The following is a 16,566-nucleotide window of genomic DNA, read 5'->3' as shown; positions in this document are numbered from 1 at the left end:
GCTATCGTATAACTACTTCAGCTAAATAAGCGAGATCTACGAGTGGAGCCGAGCATGCGCCGTACGATCTTCACCGAGGAGCACGAGCTGTTCCGGGAGACCGCCCGCACGTACTACCTGCGCGAATGCGCCCCGTATGCCGAGCAGTGGGAGCGTGACGGCCAGGTGAGCCGGGCCGCGTGGGCGGCCGCGGGCAAGGCCGGACTCATCGGCTGGCAGTTCCCGGAGGAGTACGGCGGACAGGGGATCTGGGACTTCCGGTACAACGCCATCATGGCGGAGGAGATGCATGCCACCGGCTCGGTCGGCATCGGACTCGGGCTGCAGAACGACGTCATCCCGCCCTATCTGACGCACCTCACCACTCCCGAGCAGAAGGCCCGTTGGCTCCCCGGAGTGGTGAGCGGCGAGACGATCTGCGCGCTCGCACTGTCGGAGCCGGCCGCAGGATCCGACCTCAAGGGCATCCGCACGACCGCCCGCCGGGACGGCGACGAGTGGGTGATCGACGGATCCAAGACCTTCATCACCAACGGCATCCTGGCCGACCTGGTCATCGTCGCCTGTAAGACCGACCCCGACGCCGGGCACAAGGGCATCAGCCTGATCGTCGTCGAGCGCGACGCCGAGGGCTTCGAGCGGGGGCGCAAGCTCGACAAGGTCGGAATGAAGGCCCAGGACACCGCCGAACTCTTCTTCCACGAGGTGCGCGTCCCCGCCGAGAACCTCATCGGGCAGGAAGGGCGCGGCTTCTACCACATGATGGGCAACCTTCCGACCGAGCGGCTCGCCATCGCCGTCGCTTCGCTCGCCTCGGCCGAGCGGGCCTTCGAGCTGGCGCTGGAGTACGCCAAGACCCGTACCGCGTTCGGTCAGCCCATCGGCGAGTTCCAGGCCAACAGGTTCGCCCTCGCGGACATCAAGGCCAAGCTGGGTGCCGCCCGCGTCTATCTGGACGGCTGCATCATGGCTCTCTCCCAGGGCGAGCTGACGGCCGAAGAGGCCGCCGCGGCCAAGTACTGGACCTCCGAGACCGGCTGGGAGGTCGTCGACCGCTGCATGCAGCTCTTCGGCGGCTACGGCTACGTCAACGAGTACGAGATCGCACGCATCTGGCGGGACAGCCGGGTCCAGCGGGTGTTCGGCGGAACGTCGGAGATCATGCAGGAGATCATCGGGCGGTCGCTGGGGCTGTGATCCGGTGTGTCTCGAGGTCCGCGCAATCCATTGACTACCTTGGGTTAAATAGGTTAGCTATTTCCCGTTGAGGATGAGCGGACGGCGCCGGACGGGTTCGAGGAGGCATCCGTGGTCACGGTTGATGTGAAGCTGCACCAGGACAGGGCCGAGCACGACCTGCCGCGACCACGGCTGGTCATCGGCGGCAAGGACGTCACCGACGCGAGCGGCGGACTCTACGAGCACAGGAACCCGGCGACCGGTCTGGTCCAGGCGCACGTCCCGCTCGCGGGCGCGGCCGAGGTGGACCGGGCCGTGGCAGCCGCACGCCAGGCCTTCGAGGTGTGGGCCCCTATGCGGCCCGCCGAACGCCGCCGGCTGCTCACACGCTTCGCCGGGCTGCTCCGCGACCACATCCCCGACTTCGCGGCGATCTGCCCGCTCGAGAACGGCGTCTGCATAGGCGGCTGGGCGGAGAACGTCGGGCCGCACGTCGCCGAGTGGACCGAGTACTACGCCGGCTGGGCCGACAAGATCGAGGGCATGGTCGGCGCGGCCTACAGCCCGCACGAGAACGTCGAGTACACCATCGCCGAGCCGTACGGCGTCATCGGCCACATCATCACCTGGAACTCGCCCGCACTGTCCCTGGCGATGAAGGTCCCGCCGTCGCTCGCCGCCGGAAACACCGTGGTCATCAAACCGGCCGAATCCACGCCGTTCTCCGCACTGCTCTTCGCCGACCTCGCCCGCGAGGCGGGCATCCCCGAAGGCGTCATCAACGTCGTCACCGGGCTCGGCGACGCGGGTGCGGCCCTGGTGACCCACCCAGGCGTGGACAAGATCTCCTTCACGGGCGGGCCCGTCACCGCGCGCCGCATCATGGCGGACGCCGCGCTGAGCCTCAAACCGGTCGTCTTCGAGCTGGGCGGGAAGTCCGCCAACCTGCTCTTCGCCGACACCGACCTGGACACCGTCGTGCCGTACTGCGCGGCCTTCGCCATGAGCAACACCGGCCAGGGCTGCGCGCTGCCCACCCGGCTGCTCGTCGAGCGTCCCATCTACGACGAGGTCGTCGCGCGCGTCGCCGGAGTCGTAGCCCACCTGCCCGTCGGTGACCCGCTCGACACCGCCACGTACATCGGACCGCTCATCAACGAAGCCGCCCGCGACCGCGTGCAGGGCGTGATCGACAAGGCGGTCGAGGGCGGTGCGGGACGGCTCGTGTTCGGCGGTGATCGCATCGACTCCGACGGGTACTTCGTGTCCCCGACCGTCTTCGCGGACGTGGACAACCGCAGCGACCTCGCGCAGCAGGAGATCTTCGGTCCGGTTCTGGCCATCACCCCGTTCGACACGGAGGACGAGGCCGTCGCGCTCGCCAACGACACCGAGTACGGTTTGTCCGCCTACATCCAGTCCCGCGACATCGCGCGCGTCAACCGCCTGGTGCCGCGGCTGAAGGCCGGGACGGTCTACGTCAACCCAGGTCCGAACCCCATCACCTCGCCTGCCACGCCGTTCGGCGGCGTCGGGATCAGCGGGTTCGGCCGGGAGGGCGGCAAAGCCGGTCTGGACGAGTTCATCAACGTCAAGGGCGTGGGCATCAGTCGCGTCTGACGGCGCACCCCCCTTTCGAAGCCTTGGGAGCCAACCGCATGCTGAGTTCTCCCGGGGGTTACCCCCCGAACCCCCGCGCCCGCCGCATGACGTTCGGCGACATCATCCGTGAGCACCGAAGGTCCTACCCCGACGGCATCGCCCTCGTCGACGGCGACGTTCGCCTGACCTGGCCGCAGCTCGACGAGCGCACCAACCGGCTCGCCCATGCCCTGACGGACGCGGGCGTCGGTCCCGGCGACCGGATCCTGTGGCTGGGGCAGAACTCCTTCCGCATCTGGGAGCTGCTCGGCGCCGCCGGGAAGATCGGCGCCATGGTCTGTCCCGGCTACTGGCGCTGGGCCGCCCCCGAAATGGCGTTCGCCGTCGAGGACTTCGACCCCCGCGTCATCGTCTGGCAGGACGAGGAGATCGGCGACACGGTCAGCAAGGCCCGGGCCGAGCTGGGCAGCGACCACCGGGCGTTGTGGCTGCAGCACGACGCAGAGGGCCCGGACACCTACGAGTCCTTCCTGGTATCCGGCTCGCCCGAGGACCCGGCGTTGGACGTCGACCCGGACTCCGCGCTCCTGGTCATCTACACCGCGGCGATCTCCGGGCGGCAGTCCGGATCGATGCTCTCGCACCGCAACCTCCTCGCGATGGGCGCGAGCGCCGCCTGGATGGGCGACATCGGCCAGGAGACCGCCTTCCTCGGCGCCGGACCGATGTTCCACATAGGCAACTACCAGTTCTGGGGAGTCCCGGCCTTCGTCCACGGCGGCAAGAACGTCATCGTCCGCCGCGTGATCGCCGAGGAACTGCTCCCGCTGCTGGCGGCGGAGCAGTGCACCCACGCGTATCTGATGCCCCCGACCATCGCGCAACTCGTCGCGTTGAACCGCGAGGCGGGCCACGACCTGTCCCACCTGCGGGCGAGCGTCGCCGCCCCGCTGTGGCAGGGCACCGTTCCCACCGACCAGAGCCGGTTCACCCGCAACGGCGGCGGCGAGGGCCGCGGCTACGGGCAGACCGAGGTCACCGGATTCGCCGTGACCGGCGCCTACGGCGGCACGGGCACCGGCAACGCGGGACGCCCCGGCCCCTTCACCGCCGTACGCATCCTGGACAGCACCGGCAAGGAGTGCGCGGTCGGCGAGGCCGGCGAGATCTGCGTCCGCGGCGACCTCGTGCACCTCGGCTACTGGAACCGCCCCGAGATCAACGAGGAGCGCTTCCGCTTCGGCTGGTGGCACACCACCGACCTCGGACGGCGCGAGCCCGACGGCACGATCAGCTTCCTCGGGACGACGACCCGCATGCTCAAGTCCGCGGCCGAGAACATCTTCCCGGCCGAGGTCGAGAACTGCATCGAGTCGCACCCGGCCGTCAGGGAAGCCGCCGTGATCGGCGTGCCCAACGAGCGCTGGGCTCAGGACGTCAAGGCCGTCGTGGTGCTCCACCAGGACGCCGAGCCGGTCACGGCCGAGGACGTCATCGAGCACTGCCGCGCCCGTATCGCCTCGTACAAGAAACCGAAGACGGTGGAGTTCGTCGACGCACTGCCGCGCACGAAGGACTTCGCCAAGGACTACGAGGCGCTCGACGAGCGCTTCGGCGGCGGTGGCTATCCCGGCGGCGACACGCTGGGCGCGGGACGGTGACTTCGTGAACGGTCGCCAGCCTGTGGTCGTCGGCGTGTACGCCACCGAGCAGGCGCTCTCGCTCCCGGCCCGCGATGCCATGGATCTCGCCCTCGAGGCGGTGCGCGGCGCGATCGAGGACGCCGGGCTGACTCCGGCGGACGTCGACGGGGCCCAGGTCGACTGGCCAGGCCCCGGCGGCGTACCCGGTGAGGGCAGCTCCTGGGCGCGCGTGCTCGGCCGGGACCTGCGCTGGACCAGCGACTCGATGCTCGACAACGCGGGCTCCCGGGGACTGCTGAAGGCGGCGGCAGCGGTCCGCGCCGGATTCGCCGACACCGTCGTGGTCGGCGGCTGCAAGCTGGTCTCGCGCGGAGCGGGACCCGTCGGGGCCGGTGTGCCGCTGGAGTTCGCCGACGTGTGGGGCAGCTATGTCGTCGCCCAGTTCGCGCTGGTGGCGGCCCGGCACATGCACGAGTACGGGACGACGTCCCGTCAGCTCGCGGAGGTCGCCGCCACGATCCGCAACAACGGCACCACGAACCCGGAGGCGATGATGTACGGGCGCGGCCCGTACACCGCCGACGACGTGCTCGCCTCCCGCATGGTGGCCACACCGTTCCACCTACTGGACTGCTGCATCGTCGGCGAGGGCGGGGCCGCACTCGTGGTGACCACCGCCGAACGGGCCCGCGACCTGCCGCACCCGGCCGTCGCCGTACTGGGCGGCGGGATGGAGTACCACCAGTCCGCGTACGCCAACCCGGCGCTGTACCGAGAGGTCGGGCAGCTCGGCCGGGACGCCGCCACCCGGGCTTACGCCATGGCCGGAATCGGCCCGCAGGACGTGGACGTCTTCGCCCTCTACGATCCCAACTCCTTCGAAATCATCAGGCAGTTGGAGGTACTTGGTGTGTGTGACGAGGGAGAGGGCGGACCACTGGCCGCCAGTGGCGCGATCGCCGTGGGCGGCAAGCATCCCGTCAATCCGGACGGCGGCTGTCTGTCGTACGCGTGGAACGGGACGCAGCAGATGACGCTGAAAGTCGTCGAGGCCGTACGGCAGTTGCGCGGCAGTGCGGTGCACCAGGTCGAGGGCGCGGACCTCGCGGTGGTGGGCAACGCCGGGTCGGGGGCGCAGCACTACGAGATGAGCGTGCTGGGGAGGATGCGATGAGCCGGCCCGTACCCGTCCCCACCTCGCTTTCCGAGCCCTTCTGGGAGGCTGCCCGCGGCGGCGACCTGGTCATCCCTTACTGCCCGTCCTGCGACCTGCGCTTCTTCGTACCCGAGCCCGCCTGCCCCGGATGCATGTCGCGGGACTGGCGGTACGTGCCCAGCGCGGGCCGGGGCACCGTCTACTCGGTGACCGTCGTCCACCGCGCACCCGGCCCCGGCTTCGACACGCCGTTCGCGCTCGCCGTGATCGACCTGGACGACGGCGCCACCCTGCTCTCCCATGTCGACGCCGGCGATCCGGACGACGTCGTCATCGGCATGCGCGTACGCGTGGACTTCCGGCCGTTCACGGACGAGATCACGCTGCCGTACTTCGTTCCGGACACGAGACCCGAGCGACCGACAACCGAATGAGGGCGGAGGTGGGCGCGGTGGCGAACACGCCGGTACGGGTCCCCAAGATGGCCGAGCTGGTGGCGGCACAGCTGCGCCGCAAGATCGTGCGCGGGGAGCTGGCGGAGGGGGATGCGCTGCCGGCCGAGACGGCGCTGATGGCGGAGTTCGCCGTCTCACGGCCGACGCTGCGCGAGGCGTTCCGGGTGCTGGAGTCGGAGTCGCTGATCAGCGTGCGCAGGGGCGCCCGGGGCGGGGCGCGGGTGCAGGTCCCGGAAGGCACGGTGGCGGCCCGCTACGCGGGAGTGGTGCTGGAATACCGGGGCACGACCCTCAAGGACGTCTACGACGCACGCACGGTGATCGAGGCGCCGTGCGCCGGCCTGCTGGCCGAGCGGCGCACGGACGAGGACCTGGAGCGGTTGCGGGACGCGGTCGCCGAGGCCGAGGGGCTCATGGACGATCCGTCGGCCTTCATCCGCGCCCATATGGAGTTCCACGCCCTCGTCGTCGAACTGGCGGGCAATCAGACGCTGAGCGTCCTCAACGGCATGGTCCGGCACATCATCGACCAGGCGAACTGGTCCCATGTCGACCTCGACGCCGGCAGCCCCGAGAACATACGGGCCAACCGCAGGGGCTTCCGCGCCCATGCGGCGCTCGTCGACCTGGTGGCCGCCCGCAGGGCCGAGGCCGCCGAGGACCTGTGGCGCGTCCACCTTCAGGAGGCCGAGGACTACCTGCTGCAGAACAGGTCCATGACGACCGTCCTGGACCTGCTCGGCTGACCGTCGTCAACTGCCCCGCCGGTCCCGTCAGCTGCTCCGCAGCTCCTGCACGATGGGCTCCCACACCTCGGCGTCGATCTCGTACGCGGTGTAGAACGACACGCGGTCGACCAGCGTCCCGTACCGGCGGTGGATCTCGGCCGCCACGCGCTCCGGCTCCGCCACCACCGCGAAGGTGTGCAGTACGTCGTCGTCGACGAGCCGGCCCATCGCCTCCCACTTGTCCTCGCGCGCGGACTTCGACAACGCGTTCAGCTCGTCGCCGAGTTCGCCCCAGCCGTGCAGCTCCAGGACGCCGCGATAGGCAGGGGTGCTGCCGTAGAAGGCGATCTGACGCCGGGTGCCGTCCACCGCGCGGGCCATCTCCTCCTCGGTCCGGCCCGTCGCGGTCAGCAGCAGATGGGAGACGGAGAAATCGGCCCGCGTACGGCCGGACTGCACCAGACCGGCTTCGACGGTCGGCAGGGTGACCTCCCGCAGATACCGCTCGGTGGTGAAGCCGTGCGCGAGCAGCCCGTCCGCCACCTCGCCCGCCACCTTGGTCATCGCCTCCCCGACGGCGGCGACGTAGACCTTCGGCGCGCCACCGGTGGCGGGCGGCGGGGAGAAGAACGGCGCCATCAGCGTGTGCGTGTAGAAGTCGCCGCGGAAGTCGAGCTTCTCGCCCTCGTTCCAGGCGGCCCAGATGGCGCGCAGCGCGCTCACGTACTCCCGCATGCGAGCCGCCGGCCGGCTCCACGGCATGGAGAAGCGCCGCTCGATGTGCGGCTTGATCTGGCTGCCGAGGCCGAGCGCGAAGCGCCCGCCGGAGTAGGTCTGCAGGTCGTGCGCGGTGTACGCGAGCTGCATAGGGGAGCGGGCGAAGGCCACCGCGATGGCCGTACCGACCTCGAGGCGGTCGGTGTGCTCGGCCGCGAGCAGCAGCGGCAGGAAGGGGTCGTGCTTGGACTCCGAGGCCCACAGGCCGTCGTAGCCGGCCTTCTCGTGATGCCGGGCCTCCTCGACCACCTCGGCGGTGCCCCACACATTGAGCTTGCCGTCGACCTTCATGCCGTTCCTCCGACTGTGTCCATGCCCATGCCCATGCCCATGCCCATGCCGATGCGCTGTGCGAGCCGTTCCCGGTGGTACGCCGGGTCGCCGAACAGCAGTTGTGAGGTCTTGGCCCGCTTCAGATACAGATGGGCCGGGTGTTCCCAGGTGAAGCCGATGCCCCCGTGGACCTGGATGTTCTCCGCCGCGGCCTGCACGCAGGCGTCGGAGCAGAACGCCTTGGCCAGGCTCGCCACGGCGGGCAGCTCCCGGTCGTCGCCCTCGGCCGCGAGCAGCGCGTAGTGCGCGGCGGCGCGGGCCGACTCCACCTCGAGGAGGACGTCGGCCAGAAGGTGCTTGACGGCCTGGAAGGACCCGATGGCCCGCCCGAACTGGTGCCGTACCTTGGCGTACTCCACCGCCATGTCGAGCGCGCGAGAGGCCACCCCTACCTGCTCGGCGGCCAGCGCCACCGCAGCCCGGTCGAGCACCTCCGACACCAGGTCCCAGCCGTCGCCGTGCGTACGCAGTCGGGTCGCCCGTACGTCGTGGTAGTCGAGGCGTGCCTGCCGCCGGGTGGGGTCCATCGTGGGCAGGGGCTCCCGTGTCAGCCCGGCCGCGTCGCCGTCCACCCAGAACACTCCGATGCCGTCGCGGGTGCGGGCCACGGTGAGGACCACATCGGCGGTGGCGCCGTCGAGTACGAATGTCTTGTGCCCGGTCAGCAGCCAGCACCCCGCCGATTCACGGGCCGTGAGCTGCACCGCCTCGGCGTCCCAGCGGGCCGAGTCCTCGGTCAGGGCCAGCGTCGCCACGAGCTCGCCGGAGGCCAGCCCCGGCAGCAGCCGCTTGCGGGCGTCCTCGTCGTCGCAGCGCAGCAGTGTGGTGGTCGCCAGCACCGCCGAGGAAAGGAACGGCGCGCACAGCAGCGCCCGGCCCATCTCCTCCATGACCACACCGACTTCGACCGGTCCGCACCCGGCGCCGCCGTACTCCTCGGGAACGGCCAGTCCCTGGAGACCGAGCTCCGTCCCCATCCGGCGCCACAGCGCCCGGTCGAAGCCCTCCGGGGTCTCCATCAGGCGCCGTACCTCGTTCTCCGGCGAAGTGTCCGCCAGGAACGCCCTCACCGTGCGCCGCAGTTCCTCGTGCTCGTCACTGAACGCGAAGTCCATTGCCGTGTACTCCTCTCCCGAACTTCTCTCGGGCTCAGCGACGGCCGCGCGAGGCCATGATCCGCTCGACGGCGGCGATGTGGTCCGGCCCATGCATGGTGTCCCGCTCGGCGAGCAGGGCCGGTTCCATCACGGTGTCGAGGGCCTGTTCCAGGTGCCGGTTCACCGCCAGCTTGGTCTGGCGCAGCGACTGCACGGGCAGGGCGGCCAGCCGACCGGCCAGGTCCATGGCCTCGTCCAAGAGCTTGTCCTTGGGCACGGCACGGTTGGCGATACCCAGCCGGACCGCGTCCTCGGCGCTCACCCGGTCGCCGAGGAACAGCAGCTCCTTCGCCCGAGTCAGGCCGACGAGCAACGGCAGGACGTAGGCGCCGCCGTCGCCCGCGACGAGCCCGACCTGGACGTGCGGGTCGGCGATGTAGGCGTCGTCGGCGATCAGCACCAGGTCGCTCAGCAGGGCCAGGCTGCAGCCGAGGCCCACGGCGGGACCGTTGACCGCCGCGATCACGGGGAGCGGGCAGCGGACCATGCCGGTGATGATCCGGCGGGCCTCGTCGACCTGCTGCTCCCGGTAGGCGCTGTCGCGCTGGACCCGCGTCATGGTGTCGAGGTTGCCGCCGGCGCTGAACGCCCGGCCGCGCCCGGTGAGCACGACCACGCGCGCCTCCGGGTCGGCGGCGAGGCCGTCCCACACCGACGCGAGGCCGGCATGCAGCTCATCGCTCATCGCGTTCCGCTGCTCCGGCCGGTTCAGCTCCACCAGCCGGACCGGCCCGACGGCCGTCACCACCAGATCCGCCATCAGATCCGTCCTCTCAACCGCCGTAGGCATGACTCAGTCAGTAGAGTTGAATGGTATAACTAATTCAGCTTTCTGAGAACCAGCTCGTGGGGTGACGGAGGACGCGTATGCCGGAGCAGGAGTACGAGCGAGAGTACGAGACCGTGCGGGCCGAGGCGGTGGACGGGATCCTCACCGTCACCCTCAACCGGCCCGAGAAGCTGAACGCCTTCAACCCGCAGATGATGCGGGACCTGCTCGACGTCCTGGACGCGGCCGACGCCGACGACGAGGTCCGCGTGGTCGTGGTGACCGGCGCCGGTCGCGGCTTCTGCGCGGGTGCCGACGTCAGCTCCGGTGGCTCGTCCTTCGACCACCGCAAGGCCGGTGCCTGGCACCGGGACACCGGCGGCCGGGTCGCGCTGCGGATCTTCTCCTGCACCAAGCCGGTGATCGCGGCCATCAACGGCCCGGCGGCGGGCGTCGGGGCCAGCATGACCCTGCCCATGGACATCAGGCTGGCCTCGACATCGGCGAAGTTCGGCTTCGTCTTCGCGCGGCGCGGCATCGTTCCGGAGTCCGCCGCGAGCTGGTTCCTGCCGCGGGCCGTGGGCATGCAGCGGGCCATGGAATGGGTGGCGACCGGCCGTGTCTTCGGCCCCGACGAGGCTCTGGCGGCCGGGCTGGTCCGTTCCGTCCACCCGCCGGAGGAACTTCTGTCGGCGGCGTACGAACTCGCCCGGGAGATCGCCGAGAACACCTCGGCGATCTCGGTCGCCCTGTCCCGCCAAATGATGTGGCGGATGCTGGGCGAGCCCCACCCGATGACCGCGCACCGGCTCGACTCGCGGATCATGAGCCAGATCGGCGGCGGCCCGGACCCCACGGAGGGCATCGAGTCGTTCCTCGCCAAGCGTCCGCCCGCGTTTCCGGGCCGGGTCAGCAAGGACATGCCGGCCATCTACCCCTGGTGGCCGGAGGAGGAGTTCCGGCCCTTCGGCGAGTAGGCATCACTGGAACAGCTGGAACAGGGGGAATTGATGACAACGTTCGACTACATCGTGGTGGGCGCCGGCTCGGCGGGATGCGTGCTCGCCCACCGCCTCTCAGAGGACCCCAGGACGTCCGTGCTGCTGATCGAGGCGGGCGGCAGGGACACCACCCCGCTGATCAAGATGCCCAAGGGCTTCGGCAAGCTCCTGGGGGATCCCCGGTTCGCCTGGCGCTACCCCGTAGAGCCGGTGGGTCCGACACGCCGGGTCGAGCACTGGGTCCGGGGCAGGACACTCGGCGGATCGAGCTCCGTCAACGGCATGGTCTACAACCGCGGTGACCGCGCCGACTACGACGAGCTGGAGCGGCTCGGCAACCCAGGCTGGGGCTGGGACACGATGCTCCCGGTCTTCAAGAAGATCGAGGACAACGCACTCGGCGCCTCCGAAGTCCGGGGCAAGGGCGGGCCGCTGCACGTCTCCACCGCGCGGAAGCCCGAGCCGCTGTGCGAAGAGGCCATCGCCGCCGGGACCGGACTCGGCTGGAGCCGCACCGACGACCTCAACGCGAGCGACGACGAACGCATCGGCTACACCATGGCCACCATCAAGAACGGACAGCGGTTCAGTGCCGCCCGTGCCTTCCTGCACCCGGTCGAGCACCGGCCGAACCTGACCGTGTCCGTGGACACCCTCGTGACGAGAGTCCTGACGGAGAACGGCAGGGCCGTGGGCGTACGCGCCCGCAGCAAGGGCCGGGAGGCCGACTTCCGCGCCCGACGCGAGGTGATCCTCTCTGCGGGCAGCATCGCCACGCCGAAGATCCTTCAGCTCTCAGGCATAGGCCCGGCGGAGACGCTGAAGGCCGCGGGCGTCGACGTCCTCGTCGACAGCCCGCACGTCGGCGGCAGGATGCGCGAGCACCGCTGCTTCGTCGTCCAGTACCGCCTGAAGCACAACCTCGGTTACAACAAGGCACTGAGCACGCCGCTGCGGCAGGGCCTGACGGGCATGAAGTACCTCGCGACCCGCCGCGGACCACTGGCCGCTCCCGCCTTCGACGTCATCGCCTTCTTCAAGACCCGTGCCGAGCTCGCGCGCCCCGACGCGCAGTTGCTGATCGCGCCGGTCTCTCTCCTGCCCGAGGTCCCCGGTAAGGAGACGGGCGTCGAGCGCGAGCCCGGGGTGATGGGCCTCGGCTACATCCTGCGGCCCACCGCCGAGGGGAGCCTGCACATCACCTCGGCCGACCCCGAAGCGCCCCTCACGATCACGCCGAACTACTACGGCTCCGATCACGACCGCGCTGTGGGGACCGCTCTCTTCCGCAGGATGCGGGACCTCTTCGAAACCGAGCCGATCGCCGCTCGGATCACGGCCGAGACGCTACCGGGCCCCGCGGTACGGGAGGACCAGGAGATCATCGACGCCGGCCTCGAGCACGGGCGCTGCGGCTACCACGCCGTCGGGACCTGCGCCATGGGCCCGGCCGAGGACGACGTCGTCGACGCTCAGCTGCGCGTGCGCGGCGTCGAGGGCCTGCGGGTCGTCGACTGCTCGGTCATGCCGATCATGGTGTCCGGCAACCTCAACGCGCCGATCATGGCCATGGCCTGGCGAGCGTCCGACCTCATCCTCGGGACGGCGTGACCGAGGCCGCCGCCGACGTCATCGCCGCACTTGCGACGCAGGCCGAGACGCCGACTGTACGGACTGACGAGATCTGACCGAAACATTGTCGTAGCGTCCCCGCAGTGTTAGCGTCCGGTCGGCGGGCATTCAGTTGAATGCGCTAAACCATTCATCGCCTGGACGGTGACCATGAGCGATGGTTTTCTGCACGAATCCTTCCGCGGTGTCGACTGGGGAGTCGCCACCGCGGACGCCATCGCGGCTCCCGCGCCGCCCCTGCCGGAGAGGGGCGGGCACTTCCGGCAGTGGACCGACGACATCCGGCACGTGGTGGGCGCCACCACGGAATCGCACCGGATGGTCGCCGGATGGCAGCAGCTCCAGCCTGACGGCCCCGGCACCTGGGACCGTGACGCCCTGGATCGCTGCGACCGCGCGCTCGACTTCATGCTCGAGAACGGTGTGAGGCCCAGCCTCACGCTGCTCCACCGGTCACTGCCGCCCTGGCTGGACGCCTCCGGCGGCTGGCTCGCCCGCGACACCGCCGAGCACTTCGCCGCGTACGCCGCCGAGATGGGCCGCCGCTTCGGGGACCGGGTGGAGCGCTGGATCACCTCTACGGACCTGGCCGGGCCCACGCTCGCCGATCACGTGGCGGGCATGTACGGCCCGGGCGGGGGCATCGGCCGGGCGGGGCTGCCCGCGGTCCACCACATCCTGCTCGCCAACGGCCTGGCGGTCCGGGCCCTCAGGGCTGCCGGCGCGAGCGGCCGGATCGGGACCACGGTCACACTCGTCGGCGGATACACGGCCACCGACGACCCCTTCGACCGCCTCGCTCTTGAGCGCCTGGAAAGCTGGACCAACCGCCTCTTCCTGGACCCTATGCTGCTCGGCGAGCACATGGTGACCGAGGACGACGTCTCACCGGTCGAGGCCACCGGCTGCGTACGCCCCGGCGACCTGGAGATCATCGCGACCGCACAGGACCTGCTGGGTCTGTCCTGGCACACCCCCTTCCGCGTCACCGCACCGGAGAACCTGCCCCGCGTACTGCCGACCACGAAGTGCCTGAGCGCCCTCAACGAGGTGAACCGCCTGCTCGCGCGCCTCGGTTTCGCGATCGTCCCCTTCGACGACGTGGAGACGACGGCGTACGGCTGGCCCATCCTCCCCGAGGCGCTCGCCGATGCCGTCGCCGGCCTCCACGAGCTGTACGGAGACCTTCTGCCGCCGCTGTCCGTCATCGACAACGGCATGGGTGATCTCGACCTGGTCGACGAGACGGGGCACAGCGACGACACTCGCCGCCGGACCCTGCTGCGCGCCAGGCTGTCCTGGCTGGCCCAGGTCGTCTCGTGCGGTGTGAACGTGTGCGCCTACGAGTACTGGTCGGTGCTCGACAACCTGGAGGCGAAGTTCCGCTACACCCGCCTCTACTCGATGGCGGTGCCGGACCATGAGCCCCCACCGCGCCCCCCGATGCCGTCCGACTGGATGCACCGAGGAGCGTTCGCCGATGCCGTCGTACCCGGCGGAGGACCGGCAGCGGGACTGACCCTGGTGCCGGCCGCTCCCCGGGGTCAGAGCGTCGGAGCCCCGTAGTCCTTGCCCCGGATCAGCCGCACCGGGGTGTAGACGAGCACGTCCTCGTCCCGCTGGTTGCGTACGGTGATCCGGCTGGTCACCACGCCTCGGCCGGGCTTGCTGGACGGGCGGGAGTCCGTCGTCTCCACGATGGCGTACAGGGTGTCGCCGACGTACACCGGGCCCTGCACGGTCAGTTCCATGTGGAGGAAGGCGAGGCCCGTGCCGTGCAGCACGTTCGTCTGGAGCACGAGCCCTTCGGCGATGCAGTACGTCAGCGCCCCCGGCACCAGCCGGCCGGTGTAACCGCCGTCCGCGGCGTGCGAGGCGTCCCAGAAGAGCGGCTCGTTGAAGCCACCCCAGGTGATGAAGTTGACCAGATCGGTCTCGGTGATGGTGCGGCGGGCGGTCCGGAAGATCTGCCCCTTCGGCATCTCCTCGTATGTCATCCCTCGGACCAGCGGAGGGATCTCGGTGGTGGTGTCCTCGTGTGTCATAGCGGTCTCCTCATGCATCCGTGCGTCACAGGTCGAGCGGGTGCTTGCTGCCCACGCCCTCGAAGTCCGGGGCACGCTTCTCCCGGTGGGCGGCGAGCCCCTCCGTGACCTCATGCCCGCCGAACCCGAAGAACTCCAGCCCCAGAGAGGCCTCGAAGAGCGGCTGGGCCGTGCGGTACCAGTGGTTGAGGGATCGCTTGGTCCAGCTGATGGCGCTGGCGGGCCCGGCGGCCAGGGCGGTCGCCACACGCAGGCCCTCGGCGTGTACGTCCTCGTCGTCCACGCACTTCGACACCAGCCCGATGCGCTCGGCCTCCTCGCCGGTGAGCGTCTCGCATGTCAGCAGGTAGTACTTGGCCTTGGCCATGCCGCACAGCAGCGGCCAGCAGATGGCGGCGTGGTCACCGGCCGCGACTCCGAGGCGCGTGTGACCGTCGACGATCTTCGCCTTGCGCCCGGCGATGGAGATGTCCGCCAGCATCCCGATGACCAGACCCGCACCGACCGCCGGACCGTGGATCGCGGAGACCACCGGCTTGGAGCAGTTGATCACCCCGTACACCATGTCCCGGGCCTCACGCATCACCCGGGCACGCACCGCGTAGTCCTCGGTCATGGCCTCGATGGAATTGAAGGTCCCGCCGGCCGAGAACGCCTTGCCCGCTCCCTGCACCAGGACCGCACGGGTCTGCTCGTCCCGGTCGACGACCGGCCAGATGTCGGCCAGTTCACCGTGCATCCGGGGATCCACCGCGTTGAGGTTCGGGGCGTCGAGCACGATGCGGAGCACGCCGGGCGCGGGCCGCTCGAAGGTCAGGCTCGTGAACTGGTCGTAGAGATCGGTCACGTCGCGCTCCTGGTCGATTCAGTGCGGATACTATAATTATCTAACTGTATCGTGGAGTGGGTCGACAAGCGGGCCGACGAGTGGGCACACCGAGGACGGGAAGCTCGGCATGGATCTCACCTTCAGCGAGGAACAGGACGAACTGCGCAAGGTCGTACGGTCGTTCCTCACCAAGTACTCCAGCGAGGCGGACGTGCGCCGCCTGGCCGCCGACCCTCGGGGCTACGACCCCGGCGCCTGGCGGCGCATGGCCGCGGAAATCGGCCTGCAGGGACTCGCCGTACCGGAGGAGTACGGCGGATCCGGCTTCAGCTACATCGACCTCGGCATCGTCTTCGAGGAGGCGGGCCGTGCACTGCTGTGCGGGCCGTACTTCGCCACCGTAGCCCTGGCCGCCGAGACGCTGCTGCGCTGCGACGACGAGCAGGCCCGACGCGACCTGCTGCCGGGCATCGCGTCCGGGGAGACCATAGCCACGCTGGCGCTCACCGAGGACGGCGGCCGCTGGGACGAGCCGGGAATCCGGCTCACCGCTCTTGAGACGGCGGGCAGGTGGCAGCTGACCGGCGTGAAGACCTACGTCATCGACGGACACGTCGCCGACCTGCTCCTGGTCGCCGCCCGCACACCCTCCGGCATCAGCCTGTTCGCGGTCGAGGCCGACGCACCGGGCCTCACCCGGGCGCTCCTGCCCACCCTCGACCAGACCCGCAGGCAGGCCCGGGTGGAGTTCACGGACACCCCCGCCCGTCTGCTGGGCGGCGAGGGTGAGGCGTGGCCGGTGCTCGAACGCACCCTCGCCACGGCCTCCGTACTGCTGGCCGCCGAACAGGTCGGGGGAGCCGCTGCCGCCCTGGATGCCGCGGTGGAGTACGCCAAGATCCGGGTGCAGTACGGACGGCCCATCGGTTCGTTCCAGGGGATCAAGCACAAGTGCGCCGACATGCTCGTGGAGATCGAGTCCGCCCGCTCGGCCGCGTACGGCGGACTGTGGGCACTGGACGCGGGAGACGAGAGCGAGATCGCCGTCTCAGCGGCCCTGGCCCAGGCCTTCTGCTCGGAGGCCTACGTGTTGGTCGCCGGCGACAACATCCAGGTCCACGGCGGCATCGGCTTCACCTGGGAGCATCCCGCGCACCTGTACTTCAAGCGTGCCAAGAGCTCCGAGGTGCTGCTCGGCACGCCCTCGTACCACCGGGAGCTACTCGCCGCCCGGCTCGGCATCTGATCATCGGCGTCTGG

General features: G+C 70.0%; 15 protein-coding genes. 10 read left to right on the top strand and 5 right to left on the bottom strand.

Annotation, left to right across the window (positions count from 1 at the left end):
- Window positions 1-54: 54 nt before the first annotated feature.
- The 6 genes from H1D24_RS07920 (at window position 55) to H1D24_RS07895 (ending at window position 6,781) form a co-directional block, all read left to right on the top strand.
- Complete coding sequence (locus H1D24_RS07920) at window positions 55-1,197, top strand: acyl-CoA dehydrogenase family protein (RefSeq protein ID WP_181656660.1); 1,143 nt, start codon at window positions 55-57, stop codon at window positions 1,195-1,197.
- Window positions 1,198-1,308: 111 nt separating this feature from the next.
- The gene (locus H1D24_RS07915) at window positions 1,309-2,799 is read left to right on the top strand and encodes an aldehyde dehydrogenase family protein (protein WP_181656659.1); all 1,491 of its coding nucleotides are present in this window, start codon (window positions 1,309-1,311) and stop codon (window positions 2,797-2,799) included.
- A gap of 38 nt (window positions 2,800-2,837) precedes the next feature.
- On the top strand, window positions 2,838-4,442 hold the full coding sequence (locus H1D24_RS07910) for an AMP-binding protein (protein ID WP_258563910.1): 1,605 nt from the start codon (window positions 2,838-2,840) through the stop codon (window positions 4,440-4,442).
- A 4-nt stretch (window positions 4,443-4,446) separates the two neighbouring features.
- Entirely contained in the window at window positions 4,447-5,598 is a 1,152-nt protein-coding gene (locus tag H1D24_RS07905; RefSeq protein WP_181656658.1) for a thiolase family protein, read from the top strand.
- Window positions 5,595-6,014: a Zn-ribbon domain-containing OB-fold protein gene (locus tag H1D24_RS07900; protein ID WP_181656657.1), complete on the top strand. Its 420-nt coding sequence runs from the start codon at window positions 5,595-5,597 to the stop codon at window positions 6,012-6,014. The genes H1D24_RS07905 and H1D24_RS07900 overlap by 4 nt, the downstream gene beginning before the upstream one ends.
- A 17-nt stretch (window positions 6,015-6,031) precedes the next feature.
- Window positions 6,032-6,781 carry a FadR/GntR family transcriptional regulator gene (locus H1D24_RS07895; RefSeq protein WP_309484243.1) on the top strand — a complete coding sequence of 250 codons (750 nt, stop codon included), beginning with the start codon at window positions 6,032-6,034 and terminating at the stop codon, window positions 6,779-6,781.
- 27 nt (window positions 6,782-6,808) lie between these two features.
- On the opposite strand, the gene H1D24_RS07890 is transcribed toward H1D24_RS07895, so the two are convergent.
- The 3 genes from H1D24_RS07890 to H1D24_RS07880 are packed head-to-tail and all read right to left on the bottom strand — an operon-like array spanning window position 6,809 to window position 9,820.
- Complete coding sequence (locus H1D24_RS07890) at window positions 6,809-7,831, bottom strand: LLM class F420-dependent oxidoreductase (RefSeq protein ID WP_181656655.1); 1,023 nt, start codon at window positions 7,829-7,831, stop codon at window positions 6,809-6,811.
- Window positions 7,828-8,988, bottom strand: a complete 1,161-nt coding sequence (locus H1D24_RS07885; protein ID WP_181656654.1) for an acyl-CoA dehydrogenase family protein — start codon at window positions 8,986-8,988, stop codon at window positions 7,828-7,830. The genes H1D24_RS07890 and H1D24_RS07885 overlap by 4 nt, the downstream gene beginning before the upstream one ends.
- A 34-nt stretch (window positions 8,989-9,022) precedes the next feature.
- Window positions 9,023-9,820, bottom strand: coding sequence for an enoyl-CoA hydratase/isomerase family protein (locus H1D24_RS07880; RefSeq protein WP_258563909.1), 798 nt, complete (start codon window positions 9,818-9,820; stop codon window positions 9,023-9,025).
- 77 nt (window positions 9,821-9,897) lie between these two features.
- Here H1D24_RS07880 and H1D24_RS07875 point away from each other — a divergent pair, with 77 nt between their 5' ends.
- The 3 genes from H1D24_RS07875 (at window position 9,898) to H1D24_RS07865 (ending at window position 13,998) form a co-directional block, all read left to right on the top strand.
- Window positions 9,898-10,776 (top strand): crotonase/enoyl-CoA hydratase family protein, encoded by an 879-nt coding sequence (locus H1D24_RS07875; protein WP_181656653.1) that lies wholly within the window; start codon window positions 9,898-9,900, stop codon window positions 10,774-10,776.
- 33 nt (window positions 10,777-10,809) lie between these two features.
- The gene (locus tag H1D24_RS07870) at window positions 10,810-12,411 is read left to right on the top strand and encodes a GMC family oxidoreductase (protein ID WP_181656652.1); all 1,602 of its coding nucleotides are present in this window, start codon (window positions 10,810-10,812) and stop codon (window positions 12,409-12,411) included.
- A 171-nt stretch (window positions 12,412-12,582) separates the two neighbouring features.
- Window positions 12,583-13,998 (top strand): family 1 glycosylhydrolase, encoded by a 1,416-nt coding sequence (locus H1D24_RS07865; protein ID WP_181656651.1) that lies wholly within the window; start codon window positions 12,583-12,585, stop codon window positions 13,996-13,998.
- Here H1D24_RS07865 and H1D24_RS07860 read toward each other — a convergent pair.
- Window positions 13,977-14,477 carry a MaoC family dehydratase gene (locus tag H1D24_RS07860; protein ID WP_181656650.1) on the bottom strand — a complete coding sequence of 167 codons (501 nt, stop codon included), beginning with the start codon at window positions 14,475-14,477 and terminating at the stop codon, window positions 13,977-13,979. The two genes, H1D24_RS07865 and H1D24_RS07860, sit on opposite strands and share 22 nt — an antisense overlap.
- A 25-nt stretch (window positions 14,478-14,502) precedes the next feature.
- Window positions 14,503-15,324 (bottom strand): enoyl-CoA hydratase/isomerase family protein, encoded by an 822-nt coding sequence (locus H1D24_RS07855; RefSeq protein ID WP_181656649.1) that lies wholly within the window; start codon window positions 15,322-15,324, stop codon window positions 14,503-14,505.
- A 109-nt stretch (window positions 15,325-15,433) separates the two neighbouring features.
- Between H1D24_RS07855 and H1D24_RS07850 the strand changes: the two genes are divergently transcribed.
- Complete coding sequence (locus H1D24_RS07850) at window positions 15,434-16,552, top strand: acyl-CoA dehydrogenase family protein (RefSeq protein ID WP_181656648.1); 1,119 nt, start codon at window positions 15,434-15,436, stop codon at window positions 16,550-16,552.
- Window positions 16,553-16,566 lie beyond the last annotated feature (14 nt).

Origin of the sequence: Streptomyces himalayensis subsp. himalayensis (assembly GCF_013778455.1) — a bacterium.
GTDB lineage: Bacteria > Actinomycetota > Actinomycetes > Streptomycetales > Streptomycetaceae > Streptomyces > Streptomyces himalayensis.
This window is presented reverse-complemented; position numbering and strand designations above follow the sequence as displayed.